Genomic DNA, 15,948 nt, shown 5'->3' on the forward strand with positions numbered 1-15,948 from the left:
GAGAGAACTCATGTTTGAACCGATGATGGAAATGTCTGACGATGCGGTAATTAAAGTCGTTGGCATTGGCGGTGGCGGCGGTAACGCTGTCGAGCATATGGTACGTGAGTCAATCGAAGGCGTTGACTTCATTAGTATTAACACTGACGCCCAAGCGTTGCGTAAAAGTAGCGTTGGCACCGTCATTCAAATTGGTGGTGACATCACCAAAGGCCTAGGCGCGGGGGCAAACCCTCAAGTAGGTCGAGATTCTGCCCTTGAAGATCGCGATGCGATTAAAGCTGAGCTCGAAGGTGCCGATATGGTATTTATCGCAGCAGGAATGGGCGGCGGTACTGGGACAGGTGCAGCACCTATCATCGCAGAAATTGCGAAAGAAATGGGTATCCTCACCGTTGCAGTGGTCACCAAACCATTTAGCTTCGAAGGTAAGAAGCGACTGGCCTTTGCTGAGCAAGGAATTGAAGAGCTGTCTAAGAATGTTGACTCGCTTATCACGATTCCTAACGAAAAACTGCTCAAAGTACTGGGTCGTGGCATAACCTTACTAGATGCGTTTGCGAAAGCGAATGATGTACTTCGTAACGCGGTGCAGGGTATTGCTGAGCTGATTACCCGTCCGGGCCACATCAACGTCGACTTTGCGGATGTCCGCACTGTGATGTCAGAGATGGGGCACGCCATGATGGGAAGCGGGGTTGCTACGGGAGAAGATCGAGCAGAAGAAGCGGCTGAAATGGCCATTTCTAGCCCGCTACTTGAGGACATCGACTTAGCAGGCGCACGCGGTGTGCTGGTGAACATTACCGCTGGTTTCGATATGCGTCTTGATGAATTCGAGACGGTTGGTAACACGGTTAAAGCGTTCGCCTCTGATAATGCGACTGTCGTGATTGGTACCTCGATGGATCCGGAAATGAGCGACGAGCTGCGAGTGACTGTGGTGGCAACGGGGATTGGCAACGAACGTAAGCCAGATATTACCTTGGTGACCAATGCACAGTCTGGGCAAGCACCGGCCGAGCCGAAAAAGGCACAGCCTTTGCAAGAAAAACCTCAGGCGGCAACGCCTGCGGCAAAAGAGCAGCCAGCTGCGTCGTCGTCAAACGCGGCGCCAAAATCGCAGACCGAGCATGATTATCTCGATATTCCTGCGTTTTTGCGTAAGCAAGCTGACTAGTGCCAGTGCTTGGTTTGTAGCCAGCGATGTGCTATCATCACGCTCCCCTTGTCTAAGGTGACAGGGTAATGAGTGACGCAGAGCACACTTTTTTGAGAAAAAGTTGAGATAAGCCGATGATAAGACAGCGAACATTAAAAAGTATTGTCGAAACGACCGGTGTGGGCCTCCACTCTGGGCGTAAGGTTACGCTTACTCTGCGTCCGGCTCCTGCGAACACCGGCGTGATTTATCGCCGTACCGATATGGAGCCGCCGGTTGACTTTCCGGCTGATCCAGCGGATGTACGCGACACCATGTTGTGTACCGCGCTCGTCAATGATGAAGGCGTGCGTATCTCGACTGTCGAGCACTTAAGTGCCGCGATTGCCGGTATGGGCATCGATAACATTATTATCGAGGTCAATGCGCCAGAAATTCCGATTATGGATGGTAGCTCAAGCCCATTCATCTTCTTGCTGCAATCTGCCGGCATTGAAGTACAAAACGCACCAAAACGATTCATTCGCATCAAAAAACCTGTTCGCATTGAAGACGGCGACAAATGGGCAGAGCTGGTGCCGTATAACGGTTTCCGCCTCGATTTTGCCATCGACTTCAACCATCCTGCGATTGAATCAGAGCAACAAAATTTGGTGATGGACTTCTCGACGCAGTCGTTTATCAAAGATATCAGTCGTGCGCGAACCTTTGGGTTTATGCGCGACATTGAGTACCTGCAATCACAGAACCTATGTTTGGGCGGCAGCTTTGACTGTGCCATTGTTCTGGATGACTACCGCATCTTGAACGAAGAAGGTCTGCGCTTTGATAACGAGCTCGTGAAGCACAAAGTGTTGGATGCAATTGGCGACCTATACATGTGTGGTCATAGCATCATCGGTGAAATGCGCGCCTATAAATCGGGCCATGCACTGAACAACCAGCTGCTGCGTGCGGTATTGGCGGATCAAGAAGCGTGGGAGTGGGTGACGTTTGAAGAAACGGAAAAATCACCGGTTGCGTTTGCTGACCCAGATATGGTGCTTGCATAAGACTTGCACCTAAATAGGGCAGAGTTGCCTCATTATGGTAAGTTGCTCAGCACCCTGTTAAATAAAGCCAGAGTCACGACTCTGGCTTTATTGTGTCTGTCGCTAGCTTGGCTAGAGCTTCTAAACGCGCTTTTAACTTCGGCGAGGCACTTTGCCCCAGCTCATGCAGTAACTCACCCGAGGCTTTGCTCAAATGGCGTGCGGGTGTGGTGGCATCTTCTTCTCTATCCACGGCGGCCAAGGCTGGATTAATTTTCACTTCAATGGTGGTGAGACTGGCGAGGCCTTTTTGCCGTAATACAGACAAAAGGTGTTGGCGCTCGTAATTGAGCCGCATAGCCCAAGCAGCGCTGCCAGCTTCAACCACAAGTACGCCCTCACGATAGTTGGCTACCCGGCATGCCTTGGAGGTTTCGCCTGGCAACAAGGCCAAGATCAGCTTATTCAACTTGGCGAGCTCAACTGCGCGTTGAGCGATATTGTTGTTGTCGCTCTCCAAGAGGTGCAACGTAGAGCGGGGTCGGTGATCTCGCATGGCTATTGTCTTTTTTATCGTCAATTCGGTGCGTGAACAGTCGCACAGCGTCTAATTTTTCCTAATTGATCCTATCTGTCCCTGATTATTCATAGGATGTCGGTCCAATTTCCCTTATTATAAGTGACCGAATCATTCACAGGTAAGTGTCGCATGGGTAGAGCGACAGGCATAGTGTTTTCAATGCAGCCTGTTAATTTCACAATCAGCTTCGCGGAAAATAAGTTGTTAAGCGGCACTGTCCGCCCTTGAATTCTTTCCGATTTGGCTCCACCTAATAAAGATGCGCGCATTGGCATCTTCTGTCGAATCGATGAACCATAGCCTATCCGCGTTGAACTGAATGCACACCAGCATCATTGCTGTGCAGCTGCCGCCCATGTGGGAAGACCATTAAAAAGAGTACCGGCAACGCCATGTTATCGAAAATCCTGACTAAAGTTATCGGAAGCCGTAATGACCGCACTTTGCGTCGGCTGCGAAAAGTCGTTGATGAAATCAACAAGCTAGAGCCCCAATTTGAATCCCTCAGTGATGATGCGCTAAAAGCGAAAACCGTCGAATTCCGTGAGCGTCTTGACCAAGGCGCGAGCTTGGACGATCTGCTTCCTGAAGCCTTTGCCACCGTCCGCGAAGCATCTAAGCGTGTGTTTGGTATGCGTCACTTCGATGTTCAGCTGATCGGGGGCATGGTGCTGCACAGTGGCCAGATTGCAGAAATGCGCACCGGTGAAGGTAAAACCCTGACCGCGACCTTGCCGTCTTATTTGAATGCCCTGACAGGCAAATCCGTGCACATTGTTACCGTCAACGACTACTTGGCGCAACGTGACGCGGAAACAAACCGCCCGTTATTTGATTTTCTTGGTATGACGGTCGGCGTGAATGTGCCGAACATGCCACCGGAAGCGAAGAAAGCCGCTTACGCGTGTGACATTCTTTACGGTACCAACAACGAATTTGGTTTCGACTACCTGCGCGACAACATGGCGTTCCGTGCGGAAGATCGCGTACAGCGCGATCGCTACTTCTCAATTGTCGATGAGGTGGACTCCATCTTGATTGATGAGGCGCGTACACCGCTGATTATTTCAGGGCCTGCAGAAGACAGCTCAGAAATGTATCAGCGGATCAACGCCTTGATCCCTCAGCTCGAAAAGCAGGACGAAGAAGACTCAGAAGAATACCGTGGCGATGGTCACTACACCGTCGATGAGAAAGCCAAACAGGTCTACATGACCGAAAACGGCCAAGAATTTGTCGAAGAGCTGCTAAAGAAAAACGGCTTGATGGCAGAAGACGATACGCTGTATTCGCCTGCGAATATTAGCTTGTTGCACCATATTAACGCTGCACTCCGTGCCCATGTGCTGTTTGAGCGCGACGTTGATTACATTGTTAAAGAAGACGAAGTGATCATCGTTGATGAGCACACCGGCCGCACCATGCCGGGACGTCGTTGGTCTGAAGGCTTACACCAAGCGGTGGAAGCCAAAGAAGGGGTGAAAATCCAAAACGAGAACCAGACGCTGGCCTCGATCACTTTCCAGAACTTCTTCCGACTTTATGAAAAGCTGTCAGGTATGACAGGGACCGCGGATACCGAAGCGTTTGAGTTCCAGTCGATTTATGGATTGGATACCGTGGTTATTCCGACCAACCGCCCGATGGTACGTAAAGATCATGCTGATCAGGTTTATATGACTGAGCGTGAGAAATTTGCCGCGATTATTGAAGACATTAAAACGCGAGCGAAAGCTGGCCAGCCGGTACTTGTCGGAACCGTCTCAATTGAAAAATCAGAGCTTCTTTCTAATGCGCTGAAAAAAGATGGCATCAAGCACCAAGTCCTCAACGCGAAATTCCACGCCCATGAAGCCGAAATCGTTGAACAAGCTGGTTACCCGGGCACCGTGACAATTGCGACCAATATGGCTGGTCGTGGTACGGATATTGTTCTAGGTGGTAGCTGGAAGCAGGTACTGGGTGATATTGACGAGCCAACAGACGCACAAGTCGAAGCGGCGAAAGAGAAATGGCAGCAGCTCCACGACCAAGTGGTTGAGGCGGGTGGCCTGCACATTATTGGTACGGAGCGTCACGAGTCACGCCGTATTGATAACCAGCTTCGTGGCCGTGCCGGTCGTCAAGGTGACCCAGGTTCGACGCGCTTTTATCTGTCGATGGAAGACTCACTGATGCGCATTTTTGCCTCAGAAAAAGTCTCTAACATGATGAAACGCCTCGGGATGGGTGAAGGTGAAGCGATTGAACACCCTTGGGTGAACAAGGCAATTGAAAACGCGCAACGTAAAGTAGAAGGGCGTAACTTCGACATTCGTAAGCAGTTGCTGGAATTCGATGATGTGGCCAACGATCAGCGTAAAGTGGTCTACGAATTGCGTGACGCGCTACTGGTTTCTAGCGATATCAGTGAAATGATTGAGCATAACCGTGAAGATGTAGTGAATGCATTGGTTAGCCAATATATTCCGCCACAATCGTTGGAAGAAATGTGGGATATCGCCGGCCTAGAGCAGCGCTTAAAAGCAGACTTTGATATCGAATTGCCTATTCAACAATGGTTGGATGAAGACGACAAGCTGTATGAAGAGTTATTGCGTGAGCGAATTCTGTCATCGCTGATTGATGTCTATAAGAGCAAAGAAGCGGCGGTGGGTGCTGAAACACTGCGCAACTTCGAAAAAGCGGTCATGCTGCAAACTTTGGATACGCTGTGGAAAGAGCATTTGGCGGCGATGGATCACCTGCGCCAAGGTATCCACCTGCGCGGCTATGCGCAAAAGAATCCGAAGCAGGAGTACAAGCGTGAATCGTTCGAGCTGTTTGAAGACATGCTAGAAGCGCTAAAAACCGACGTGATCACCACACTCAGCCGCGTTCGTGTGCAACAGCCTGATGACGTTGAGCGTATGGAAGCGGAGCGTCAAGCACGTGCCGAGCAAGCAGCTCGCCAACAGCAAGTAAATCATGCCAAAGCCGATAATCCACTCAGTGACGGCGAGGCGAATGCTTCAGGCAACGAAACTGTGGTGCGCGATGGCCGAAAAGTTGGCCGTAATGAGCCGTGTCCATGCGGATCAGGGAAGAAATTTAAACAATGTCACGGTAAAATCTAACCCTGACTATGTATGACTAAAAAGGCCGTTCAGCGGCCTTTTTTTATACCCCAAGACGCGCGTTCGCTGACGTGTTTGTCATCGATATCGACAGACAGTGGATAGCGCGTAGGCGGTAGTAAGTAGGAGTATTCATGAAACGGGTTAATATTGCCGCTGGTGTGATTGTTAATGCCGCGCAAGATAAGATATTTATTACACGTCGCCATGCGGATGTGCACCAAGGCGGAAAGTGGGAATTCCCCGGCGGAAAAATTGAAGCCAACGAAACCCCGCGCCAAGCCGTGGTGCGGGAGCTGCGTGAAGAAGTGGGGATTGATGCCACCGACGTCAGCCCCTTTATTTCGCTAGACTTTGATTTTCCAGACAAAGCGTTAAGCTTTGATTTTTTCTTAGTCAGTCGCTTTGAAGGGGAGCCGCAAGGGCAGGAAGGTCAGCATGGTGAGTGGGCACCGATTGCGCGTTTATCCGAGTACACTTTCCCTGAAGCGAATGACGCGGTGCTTGAGAAAATCCGTGCTCGATTTTAAGCACGGATCGTTCGTCTTGGCAGGTGGAGATTACTCCGCCTGTCCTTCTGACCATAGGTCGTCATCAGAGCTGTCTGGTGCGCCGGGAATCGCCTTTTCTTCATTGGCCCATTCCCCTAAATCAATCAACTGACAACGTTTGCTGCAAAACGGGCGATGCGGGCTGATTTCGCCCCAAACAACAGGTTGTTGGCAGGTTGGACATTTCACCACCGCGGGGGTATCACTCACGCTCATCTCCTTAACAGACACTGATAAATACCGGCATATTGTCGGCGACCTCGCGATCATCGTCAAATGGCATAAAACGGATCGCAAAACGGTTTTTGTGTCCTGAAACCAACGGATAAACGCCCAGATCGGGGTTGACCTGAATCCGGATCAGGCACGCGCCATCAGTGTCTTGTTGATAGAAGCCTTGTTTAACCTCGACATGCCCACCTTGTGCGCTTTCTCGGGTCAGTTGCAACCAAAATGCTAAGGCATGACGCAGCGGTGATAGCGTGGCGAGCCAGCCATTAATCGCGTTTTGGCGGGCGGCCAAAGGCTGATGTAACCAATGGTGGAAAATGGGCAAATCAAAACTACAGCTGCCACCGGGAATGGAGAATCGCTGTTTGATGCTGGTCAAGAAGCGATCTTCGCGTAGTGCTTGGCCAAAACGCTTGGCTTGTAAGACCGCACGTTGGTGCTCGGCCAATTGCTCAAGCAGTTGTTGCAGCTGCTGTTGATCGACCTGTGGCACATTGGCCCATGCGTTGAGCTTTTTCTTGAGCTTATCCAAATCCTTGGCAAGATCCGCTTTTACTTGCACTTGTTCTAATATTTCCAGCAAATCAAACAGACTGCGGAAAAATTGAATATGGTGGCAAGGGGCCGATAATCCGCTCACTTCGTCCAATTGATCGAGCAGGTACTCTAGGCGCAAATAAATTCGCACCTGTTCATTGAGTGGGTGTTCATACAAAGTGAGGCTGGTCATAAATGTTTTGCGATCCTATCCGGTTACTCCCCGGTGTGATGTTGGGCGGCCAAGGTTAAATACGTCTGGTGTAAGGCATCAATCTGGTGTTGGAGTTCCGTCTCTGGTTGATCATTGTTGATGATGTCGTCGGCGACCGCAAGTCGCTGTGCACGGGTTGCTTGGGCTGCCAGAATGGCATCGACTTGCTGGCGGCTCACGCCGTCTCGCTTTAATGTCCGTGCAATTTGGGTTTGCTCATCAACATCGACCACCAAAATACGGTCTGCTAATGCCATGAGGTTATTTTCCACCAATAACGGCACCACAAGCAAACAGTAGGAAGAGCGTGCTTGCGCGCAAGCGCTGATCATCCGGGTGCGGATCATTGGGTGCAGTAAGTCATCTAACCAACGTTTGTCGTCAGGGTGAGAAAAGACCCGCTCTCTGAGCCAAGCGCGATTCAATTGCCCATCGGACTGCAAGGCTGATTCACCAAAGCGCGCGGCGATTGCCGCCAGCCCTTCACTGCCAACCGCCACCACATCGCGTGCAATCACATCTGCATCAATCACCTCAATGCCTTTGGCAGCAAACTGGTTGGCAACCGTGGTTTTGCCGCTACCGATACCGCCAGTAAGCCCAATCACTAATCCCATTAACCTATACTCCCAATACTTGTGAAAGATACCAGTGTAACAGGCCATCACCCCACAGGAGGCAGACCCAGCCGGCGATCGCAATAAAAGGACCAAAGGCAAACGGCTGTTGCAGTCCTTGCTGCTGTCGGCGGAGTACGATCGTGCCAATCACGGCGCCACTCAATGAGGCCAGCAGGATCAATAGCGGCAGTACTTGCCATCCCAGCCAAGCCCCCAAGGCGGCAAAAAGCTTAAAGTCGCCATAGCCCATGCCTTCTTTGCCGGTGATGAGCTTAAAAGCCCAAAAGAGGCTCCAAAGGCTGACATAACCGACCATGGCGCCAATCACACTTTCACTGAGGGTGACTGGGCTGATGCCGATAAGAGCAAGGCCGATGCCGGCCCACATCAAAGGTAAGGTGAGTTGATCGGGCAGCAACAGGGTTTCCCAATCAATCAAGGTTAGGGCGAGCAAGACTAAACTGGCCGCCATCACGGCGATGGCCCATGTCGGGGAGGCGAGAAGCCAAGCGGGAAGCATGCAAAGTATTGCGCTGGTCAGCTCCACCAACGGATAGCGTTTACTGATGGGGTGCTGACAATGGCGGCAGCGGCCTTTTAAAGCCAGCCAACTGAGCAGCGGAATATTGTCATACCAGCGAATGGTTTGCTCACAGGCCGGACAGTGAGACGCTGGGAGACACAAATCAAAACGCTGCCCGTCAGGGGCATCAATATTAGCATCGGGAAACGTGGCCAAGCATTCTTGGCGCCAACGACGCGCCATCATGATTGGCAAACGTGCGATGACCACATTTAAAAAGCTACCGATAATCAGGCCGAATAGGCCGGCAAGACCGATGAATAACGGCGATGAGAATATCAACATGGGACCTTCTGGGTATAAACCTTGTGCGCATCATAGCGCCTTGTGGCGAGAGACTCTATCTTGGCTAGCCAAGAACGGACATCAGATTGAAAATCGGTAAATACATGGCCACCACCAAGCCGCCAATCAATAGCCCCAGCACTAAAATTAACAGGGGCTCGATGATTTTACCGAGGTTGTCCACGGTGTTATCGACTTCGGCTTCATAGATTTGCGCGATGCGGTTGAGCATATTATCGAGTGATCCCGACTCTTCGCCAATCATCACCATTTGCGTCACCATTACAGGGAAGCTGTCGCTGTCACGCAATGCTTGGTGGAGTGGAATACCGGTCGCGGTGTGCTGGTAAACTGCGTTGAGCGCGTGAACATAATAGGCGTTGGTCATGGATTTCGTGGCCGCTTGTAAGCCAGAAAGTAACGGAATGCCGGCACTAAAGGTGGTGGCGAGGGTACGAGAAAACTTGGCAATGCAGGCTTTACTCACCACTTCACCGATGACGGGCAGTCGCAGTAGCCAGCGGTCATAGTAATATTGGTAGGTCGCGTTTTTACGCTGCAGTAGTTGGTGGGCAGCGGCAAGGCCCGCCATTATCAATGTGATGGTCAATGCGTGCTGGCTCACGATGTCCGATAAGGCGAGGACTTGTTGGGTCAGCCAAGGTAGCTCGGCGCCGAAGGAGTCAAAAATATGTTTAAACTTCGGGATCACGAATACCAGTAAATAGGCACTCACTCCCAAGGCCACGCTGATCACGATGGTGGGATAGATCATGGCTTTAATCACTTTACTGCGAAGCTGCGCCTGCTTTTCACGATATAAGGTTAACCGGGCAAAGACCTGCGGCAATTGCCCGGTTTGCTCGCCTGTTGCGACCAGATCGCAATAGAAGCGATCAAACAAGGGACTCGCTTGCGCCAACGCATCACTCAAACTGGTACCGGCTTCGAGTTGCTGGCGAATATGACGCACCAGCAAGCGCATCTCGGCTTTGACCTGATTGAGCGCGATGAGGTTGAGGGCTTGTACGATGGGGATCCCAGACTCAAGCAGGGTGGTGAGATCGCGGGAAAACTGAGTGATATCCGCCGCGTTGGCTTTGTGACGGCGCTGCTGAAAGCTCGATAGCCGACGGCGAATGATGCGTGTGGGCAAGATCGATTGGCTTGCTAACTGTTGGCGAGCATCCTGCTCGGTATAGGCGAACACCTGACCTTTTTTGTCGCCGCCTGCAGCGGCTTGACGCCAATGAAAGAGAAACAGCGTAGGTTTGGCCATGAAGACTCCTTAGGCAAGCTGAATAACGCGAGTAAGCTCTTGAATGCTGGTGATCCCTTGGTTGAGTTTGGCAATCCCGGATTCGGCCAGTCGCCACATCCCTTCCTCCGTCGCCAGTTGGGTCAGTTCGATGGCACTGGCATTGCGGTAAATAGCGCTGGCAATGGTCTCGGTCACAGGAAGCACCTCATACACCCCTGTGCGACCTTGATAGCCTTGGTAACACTGATAGCAGCCGTGAGGATGTGCTTGGTACAAGGTGTTTGGGGTTAACGTCGGGTAGAGGTTGGCTAAGTGCTGAAGGTGCGGGTCATCAGCTGGATGCGGCTGTTTACACATCGGACATAAACGGCGGACCAAACGTTGGGCCACCACCAAGGTTAGAGAACTAGCAAGGTTGTAGGGCGCAATGCCCATATGAGATAAACGGGTGATGCTCTCGGCGGCAGAATTGGTATGCAGGGTTGATAACACCAGATGACCGGTTTGCGCGGCCTTGATCCCGATTTCAGCGGTGTCGAGATCGCGAATTTCCCCCACCATGACCACATCGGGATCTTGACGCAAAAACGCACGGAGTGCGGTGGCAAAATCTAAACCAATGGCCGTATTAACGTTGACTTGGTTGACGCCCTCTAGCTGGATCTCAACCGGATCTTCGACGGTGGCTATATTGCGCTCGGGCTGATTGAGATATTTTAACCCACTGTATAAAGAGACGGTTTTGCCGCTTCCGGTTGGGCCGGTAAACAAAATCATGCCTTGCGGTCTATCCAATGCGTCTTGATAGTGCTGGCGTTGCCACTCGGTTAAGCCTAAATCATGCAAGGTTAATTGCTGTTGGCCATTATCTAGCAGACGAACCACCACTTTCTCACCCCAAATGGTTGGCAAGGTGGAGACGCGCATATCGACGGTGTGATCGGCGGTGAGGGTCAGCTTGATGCGTCCGTCCTGTGGCAAACGTCGTTCAGCAATATTGAGTTGAGCTAAGATTTTGAGCCGGGTCGATAGCCGCCGCGAGACCCCAGCCGGAGGATGGGCATAGGTTTGCAATAAACCGTCTTGGCGAAAGCGAATTTGGTAGTGATGCTCAAAGGGCTCGAAATGCACGTCGGAGGCTTTTTTGCGCACCGCATCCACTAAGATCTGTTGAATGTAACGACTGATGGGCGCCTGATCGCTTTGTAGCTCGGCACTGTCCTCTTGTGGGCTATCGGTGACGGTCAGGGCCGCTAAGTCCTGATCACTGATGGTGATGCCATCGCCAGTGCCATCGATATCTGCCCCGTATAAGTGATGCAAAGCGGCATCCAAATCTGGCTGACTGAGCACCACTAACCGGACATTGAGCCCAGTAGAAAAGCGAAAGTCAGCGACAGCTTCTGCGTTATCTGGATCACTGACCCCCAGTAATAGATCTTGGCCTTGCTGAGCAAGCGGTAGCACTTGATGACGCTGAATCAAATCGCGCCGGTCGAGCGCATAGCAGGTGTCTTTAAACGGATACTGATGGCTTTCTGCAAATGGAAGATGGTGCAGGTTGGCGAGGGTGTTGGCGAGCGCGGTGGGGTCAACCCCAGCATCGAGTAAATGCGCAAGACTGAGCAAGGTATTGTCACCAATGCCCAGCATATCGCGCTGGGCATCAGTCAATAAACCGGCTTGATACAACTGAGCGGTTGGGATCATCGTGAGTCCCTGTTTTATATTCGCTTAAGGTGTTGGCTGGTTTTTACTCGCTTGCTTGCAACCATTGACTTCTATGGTTGTCGATGGTTGCTCGCACTTCCAGTGGCCTGCAGCAGTACGCGAGAGCTTTACGTCTCCACCTCCCGGTAACCCCTGTACGGTTAGAGACATGTTACCTTCAACACCTTTAACAGGAGTGAGTGTTACATCATCAGGAATACCAAGTGTTTTTCCAGCCGTTTTTTCTGGGAACTTACCCTCTTCCATAACATACGCTTCTACCACGGAGCGCATATTGGTCAGTGTGGCAATCGCGGCAGTGACTTTGGCTTTGTCTTGATACTTTTGGTATTGCGGAATGGCGATGGCAGTCAGAGCGCCAATAATGCCTAATACCACCAGTAACTCAATCAAGCTAAACCCTTGTTGCTTTTGCATCCTATATCTCTCCTCGTAATCATGAGTTGCCATAATGTGGGCAACAATCAGTACCAGCACTTTACGCTCGTGCGTGTGGCGCAAAAAAGAGGGGGAACATAAGTTTGAGAGTCAAGGGTAAAACCTTGATGTAACAGCGGGTTTTTTCTGTTGCAGTGTTCGACAGACTACAAATTTTTTGTCACGAAATTGTTATAAAAAGGCCGCTAATCAGAAGCGGCCTCATCATCTTGCCAACAGAAGGGTTATTGGAAGCGCATGGATAAGTCGAGCGCAGTAACATGCTTGGTCAGCGCGCCCACGGAAATATAATTCACGCCTGTGGCGGCATAGTCGGCGAGGGTGTCCAAGGTGACGTTTCCAGACACTTCGAGTGCGACACGGCCTTGATTGAGCGCAACCGCTTCACGCATCATGGGAATGGTAAAATTATCCAGCATCACCACATCGGCACCTGCATCAATGGCTTGTTGCAGCTCGGCCAAGGTTTCTGTTTCTACTTCCACTGGCTTGTCGGGGTTAAGGCGACGGGCTTCTTGCACGGCATTGGTAATCCCACCACAGGCAAGAATATGATTTTCTTTAATCAAATACGCATCGAACACCCCAATCCGATGATTATGGCCGCCACCACACGCAACCGCGTACTTCAACGCACTACGCAGCCCTGGAATGGTTTTGCGGGTGTCGAGCAATTTGGTGTGAGTGCCGTTGAGCGCTGCCACATAGGTCGCAACCTTACTGGCGCAGCCTGACAAGGTTTGAATGAAATTCATCGCATTACGCTCGCCGGTCAAAATAATCCGCGAGGGGCCGTGCAGGGTACACAGGGTTTGGTTTGGCGTCACTGTGTCGCCATCTTTGACATGCCAAGTGAGCGACACGGTACCGCCGAGTTGACGAAACACCTCATCGGCAAACGCCTGACCACAAAATACCCCAGCTTCTCGGGTGATCAAAGTAGCGGTGGAGACCGAGTCGGCAGGGATTAAGCTTGCGGTAATGTCCTGACTGGGATCAATCTCTCCTCCCAAGTCTTCTCGAAGTGTCTCAGAAACTAGACGTTTTACGTCCGCATCAAGGTGCGAGGTGAGATAAGCAAAGCGGCTATCGCTATCGTGTACCGCGCGAAATGGAGAAGTTGTCGACGTCATCTTGGCTCACTGGTGCAGTCAAAAGTTGCCGAAATGATAACCTCACTGGTGATGAAATGCAGCTACTGCCGCGGTAAACTTTTTTGTCGTCTTGTTTTTTATACATAGCCTGTCTAAACCTTGACTATACTTGGTGTCAGCACACACTTATGAGGCGCAACAATGAAACGACTATTGGCATTATGTGCCATGTTAGCCATCGCAATACTGGGATATTGGGTATGGCAAGGGGTGCGTGCGCCAGTTACCAACAGTGGGCCGACCATGACGATCGCGGTATCGCTCACCCCGCTTGCCGCTCCAATCATTATTGCGAAGAAAAAAGGCTTTTTTGAACAACAAGGTATAGGGGTTACGTTAAGGCCTGTCCATGGTGGAGTAAAAAGCTTCAATTCGCTAATGGCGGGGGAGGCCGATCTCGCGACGGTCTCCGAAACCGTGGCGATGTTTAATAGTTTTCAACGCGATGACTTTAATATCCTCGCCAGCTTTGTAGAGTCCAATAACGACGTTAAGCTCTGGTCATTGACGTTGCCGATTCACCAATCTTTAGATGTGCTGGCGAATGCGCGTGTTGGCGTGGTGCAATCGAGTGCCAGCGAGTTCTTCTTAGACTTAATGCTGAATTTGAATGGTCTATCTGAGTTACCGATACGAAAGGCCTACTACTCTCCAGACCAACTTCCCGGCGCATTATTACGTGGGGAGGTGGATGCGATTTCTATTTGGGAGCCTTACGGCTATCACATCATGCAAGAGGCGCAGCAGCGCGTATCGCAATTTAACAGTAAAGGGCTGCACAACCTCTCTTTTTTATTGGCGAGCCGAAGCCCATTAAACATTCATCAACACCAGCATATGCGCCAAGTGATTGCAGGGCTCGATGACGCGATTGATTATATTCATCTTTATCCTAATGAATCAAAAGCAGTCGTGGCCGACTACTTATCGATTCCCGACAACCAGCTGGCATGGCTGTGGCAAGATTATCTTTTTCGGCTTTCCCTGAGCGACGCTTTACTCCTTAGCTTGAAAAATCAAGCTATGTGGGCGCGAGAAGCTGGACTAGTGGCAGGGACGGAACCGAGCTTTCGTCGTTTGCTAAATCCTGGCCCTTTAACGGAGGCGACGCATAAGGCGAGCTTATTAAAATGAAGATAGGACAACAGTTAAGTGTCGTGGTGTATGCTTGTGCTGCGCTCACCATGATCACCTTACTTATCACCGTCGAGTTATTTTATAAACAAACTCAGGTCCAACATCGTCTCGATGCCATCGTCTCTTTACATTCACAAATTGATGCGGTGCGGGGAAGGCTTTGGTTATATCAGCAGTACCATAGCGCGGAAACACGCCAAGATGCGTATCATGCCAACCAAACCTTACTGCAACGCCTTCGTGAAAAAAACAGTGAACTGCCGTTACAGTCTATCCAAGTGATTCGCCAAGCGGCACAGAGTATCGATACTTTACTTGTCTTATCAGCGCGACGTCATAGCGAGATCAATACTACGGATACCTCGCGATTGATGGTGTTTTCTCGCTATAACATGCTATTGCAAACCATGAGTGAGGCGGCCTTCTCCATGCGTCAAGAAGCGATGCACTCAGCTGGGCAGCAACAAAAAGCCTTGCTTCTCCTCCATGGCGGTGTGCTGATCTTACTGGCGCTGTTAGTGACCGCGTTAGCCACTAACACACGGCGACGTTTCTTCCAGCGGTTAGAAGAACTGCATGACGATGTGGCGAAAATAAAGCAAGGGGATTTAACCACTCAGCTTTCACTCGAAACCTCTGACGAGATGTCTGATCTTGCCGCCCACGTTAACGAGATGAAACGTACCTTGAAAAACACCATGGTGCGCAAAGAGCAGCTTGCCGAAGAGATTGCCCAACAAACTCAGCAACTGCGAGAGCAACAGCAACAGCTAATGTATTTAGCCGAGCATGATGAACTCACGCGACTGTTTAATCGCCGCGCGTTTGAGTCACATGTGGAGGTGGCCTTGATGCGTGCTTCACGCGCGCAAACTAAAGCCGCGTTGCTGTTTATCGACGTAAACCGATTTAAAGAAGTGAATGATACCTATGGTCACGGGGTGGGGGATGAATTGCTAAAAGTCGTTAGCCAGCGGTTAAAGCTTGCGGTGCGACGCTCTGATTTAGTCGGGCGTTTAGGCGGCGATGAGTTTATTGTTTGGCTCGATTTATTGGCGGATAAACAGGCACTGCACGAGGTGATTGAGCGCATTATGCAAGAAATGCGCGCGCCCATGGTGACCAATGGCGCAGAGCTAGAGCTTTCTCTGAGTATCGGGGTGAGCTGTTTCCCCACCGATGGGCTGGAATTGCAACAATTGATGAATCAAGCTGATGCGGCCATGTATCACGCCAAAGCGAATCCAAGCGCGGGTTGCTGCTTCTATTCCAATCTGAACACCCGCGAGATAGAGTAATCGTCCAGTCCAACCATGG

The 15,948-nt window shown here is 51.0% G+C and carries 15 protein-coding genes; 6 read left to right on the forward strand and 9 right to left on the reverse strand.

Going from position 1 to position 15,948, the window contains the following annotated elements; all coding sequences use genetic code 11:
• The first annotated feature begins 10 nt into the window (after nt 1-10).
• Both ftsZ and lpxC read left to right on the forward strand, forming a co-directional pair.
• Entirely contained in the window at nt 11-1,180 is a 1,170-nt protein-coding gene (ftsZ, locus tag BZG82_RS01045) for a cell division protein FtsZ (RefSeq protein ID WP_077455359.1), read from the forward strand.
• A 116-nt stretch (nt 1,181-1,296) separates the two neighbouring features.
• Nucleotides 1,297-2,214 carry a UDP-3-O-acyl-N-acetylglucosamine deacetylase gene (lpxC, locus tag BZG82_RS01050; protein WP_069586604.1) on the forward strand — a complete coding sequence of 306 codons (918 nt, stop codon included), beginning with the start codon at nt 1,297-1,299 and terminating at the stop codon, nt 2,212-2,214.
• Between the two features lie 73 nt (nt 2,215-2,287).
• Here the strand turns inward: lpxC and BZG82_RS01055 are convergent, their stop codons facing one another.
• On the reverse strand, nt 2,288-2,749 hold the full coding sequence (locus BZG82_RS01055) for a DUF721 domain-containing protein (protein WP_108742938.1): 462 nt from the start codon (nt 2,747-2,749) through the stop codon (nt 2,288-2,290).
• 416 nt (nt 2,750-3,165) lie between these two features.
• Here BZG82_RS01055 and secA point away from each other — a divergent pair, with 416 nt between their 5' ends.
• A complete protein-coding gene (gene secA / locus BZG82_RS01060) occupies nt 3,166-5,889 on the forward strand; it encodes a preprotein translocase subunit SecA (RefSeq protein WP_077455358.1) in 2,724 nt (907 codons plus the stop codon).
• Nucleotides 5,890-6,023: 134 nt separating this feature from the next.
• A complete protein-coding gene (mutT, locus tag BZG82_RS01065) occupies nt 6,024-6,419 on the forward strand; it encodes an 8-oxo-dGTP diphosphatase MutT (protein WP_077764971.1) in 396 nt (131 codons plus the stop codon).
• A gap of 30 nt (nt 6,420-6,449) precedes the next feature.
• Here the strand turns inward: mutT and yacG are convergent, their stop codons facing one another.
• From yacG to nadC, 8 genes are all read right to left on the reverse strand, one after another.
• Entirely contained in the window at nt 6,450-6,656 is a 207-nt protein-coding gene (gene yacG, locus BZG82_RS01070) for a DNA gyrase inhibitor YacG (protein ID WP_069586608.1), read from the reverse strand.
• Nucleotides 6,657-6,660: 4 nt separating this feature from the next.
• The gene (zapD, locus tag BZG82_RS01075) at nt 6,661-7,401 is read right to left on the reverse strand and encodes a cell division protein ZapD (RefSeq protein ID WP_077478947.1); all 741 of its coding nucleotides are present in this window, start codon (nt 7,399-7,401) and stop codon (nt 6,661-6,663) included.
• A 23-nt stretch (nt 7,402-7,424) separates the two neighbouring features.
• Nucleotides 7,425-8,039 carry a dephospho-CoA kinase gene (gene coaE, locus BZG82_RS01080; RefSeq protein WP_077478948.1) on the reverse strand — a complete coding sequence of 205 codons (615 nt, stop codon included), beginning with the start codon at nt 8,037-8,039 and terminating at the stop codon, nt 7,425-7,427.
• Between the two features lie 4 nt (nt 8,040-8,043).
• Entirely contained in the window at nt 8,044-8,910 is an 867-nt protein-coding gene (locus BZG82_RS01085) for a prepilin peptidase (protein ID WP_077764972.1), read from the reverse strand.
• A 64-nt stretch (nt 8,911-8,974) separates the two neighbouring features.
• On the reverse strand, nt 8,975-10,189 hold the full coding sequence (locus BZG82_RS01090; protein WP_077764973.1) for a type II secretion system F family protein: 1,215 nt from the start codon (nt 10,187-10,189) through the stop codon (nt 8,975-8,977).
• 9 nt (nt 10,190-10,198) lie between these two features.
• On the reverse strand, nt 10,199-11,881 hold the full coding sequence (gene pilB, locus BZG82_RS01095; RefSeq protein WP_077764974.1) for a type IV-A pilus assembly ATPase PilB: 1,683 nt from the start codon (nt 11,879-11,881) through the stop codon (nt 10,199-10,201).
• Between the two features lie 24 nt (nt 11,882-11,905).
• Nucleotides 11,906-12,319 (reverse strand): pilin, encoded by a 414-nt coding sequence (locus BZG82_RS01100; protein ID WP_158075969.1) that lies wholly within the window; start codon nt 12,317-12,319, stop codon nt 11,906-11,908.
• Between the two features lie 245 nt (nt 12,320-12,564).
• A complete protein-coding gene (nadC, locus tag BZG82_RS01105; RefSeq protein ID WP_077764976.1) occupies nt 12,565-13,473 on the reverse strand; it encodes a carboxylating nicotinate-nucleotide diphosphorylase in 909 nt (302 codons plus the stop codon).
• A gap of 162 nt (nt 13,474-13,635) precedes the next feature.
• On the opposite strand from nadC, the gene BZG82_RS01110 reads away from it, so the two are divergent.
• Both BZG82_RS01110 and BZG82_RS01115 read left to right on the forward strand, forming a co-directional pair.
• Nucleotides 13,636-14,628 (forward strand): ABC transporter substrate-binding protein, encoded by a 993-nt coding sequence (locus BZG82_RS01110; RefSeq protein WP_077478954.1) that lies wholly within the window; start codon nt 13,636-13,638, stop codon nt 14,626-14,628.
• On the forward strand, nt 14,625-15,929 hold the full coding sequence (locus tag BZG82_RS01115; RefSeq protein WP_077478955.1) for a diguanylate cyclase domain-containing protein: 1,305 nt from the start codon (nt 14,625-14,627) through the stop codon (nt 15,927-15,929). Before BZG82_RS01110 ends, BZG82_RS01115 begins: the two co-directional genes overlap by 4 nt.
• Nucleotides 15,930-15,948 lie beyond the last annotated feature (19 nt).

It is taken from the genome of Salinivibrio sp. PR5 (assembly GCF_001996085.1).
Lineage (GTDB): Bacteria > Pseudomonadota > Gammaproteobacteria > Enterobacterales > Vibrionaceae > Salinivibrio > Salinivibrio proteolyticus.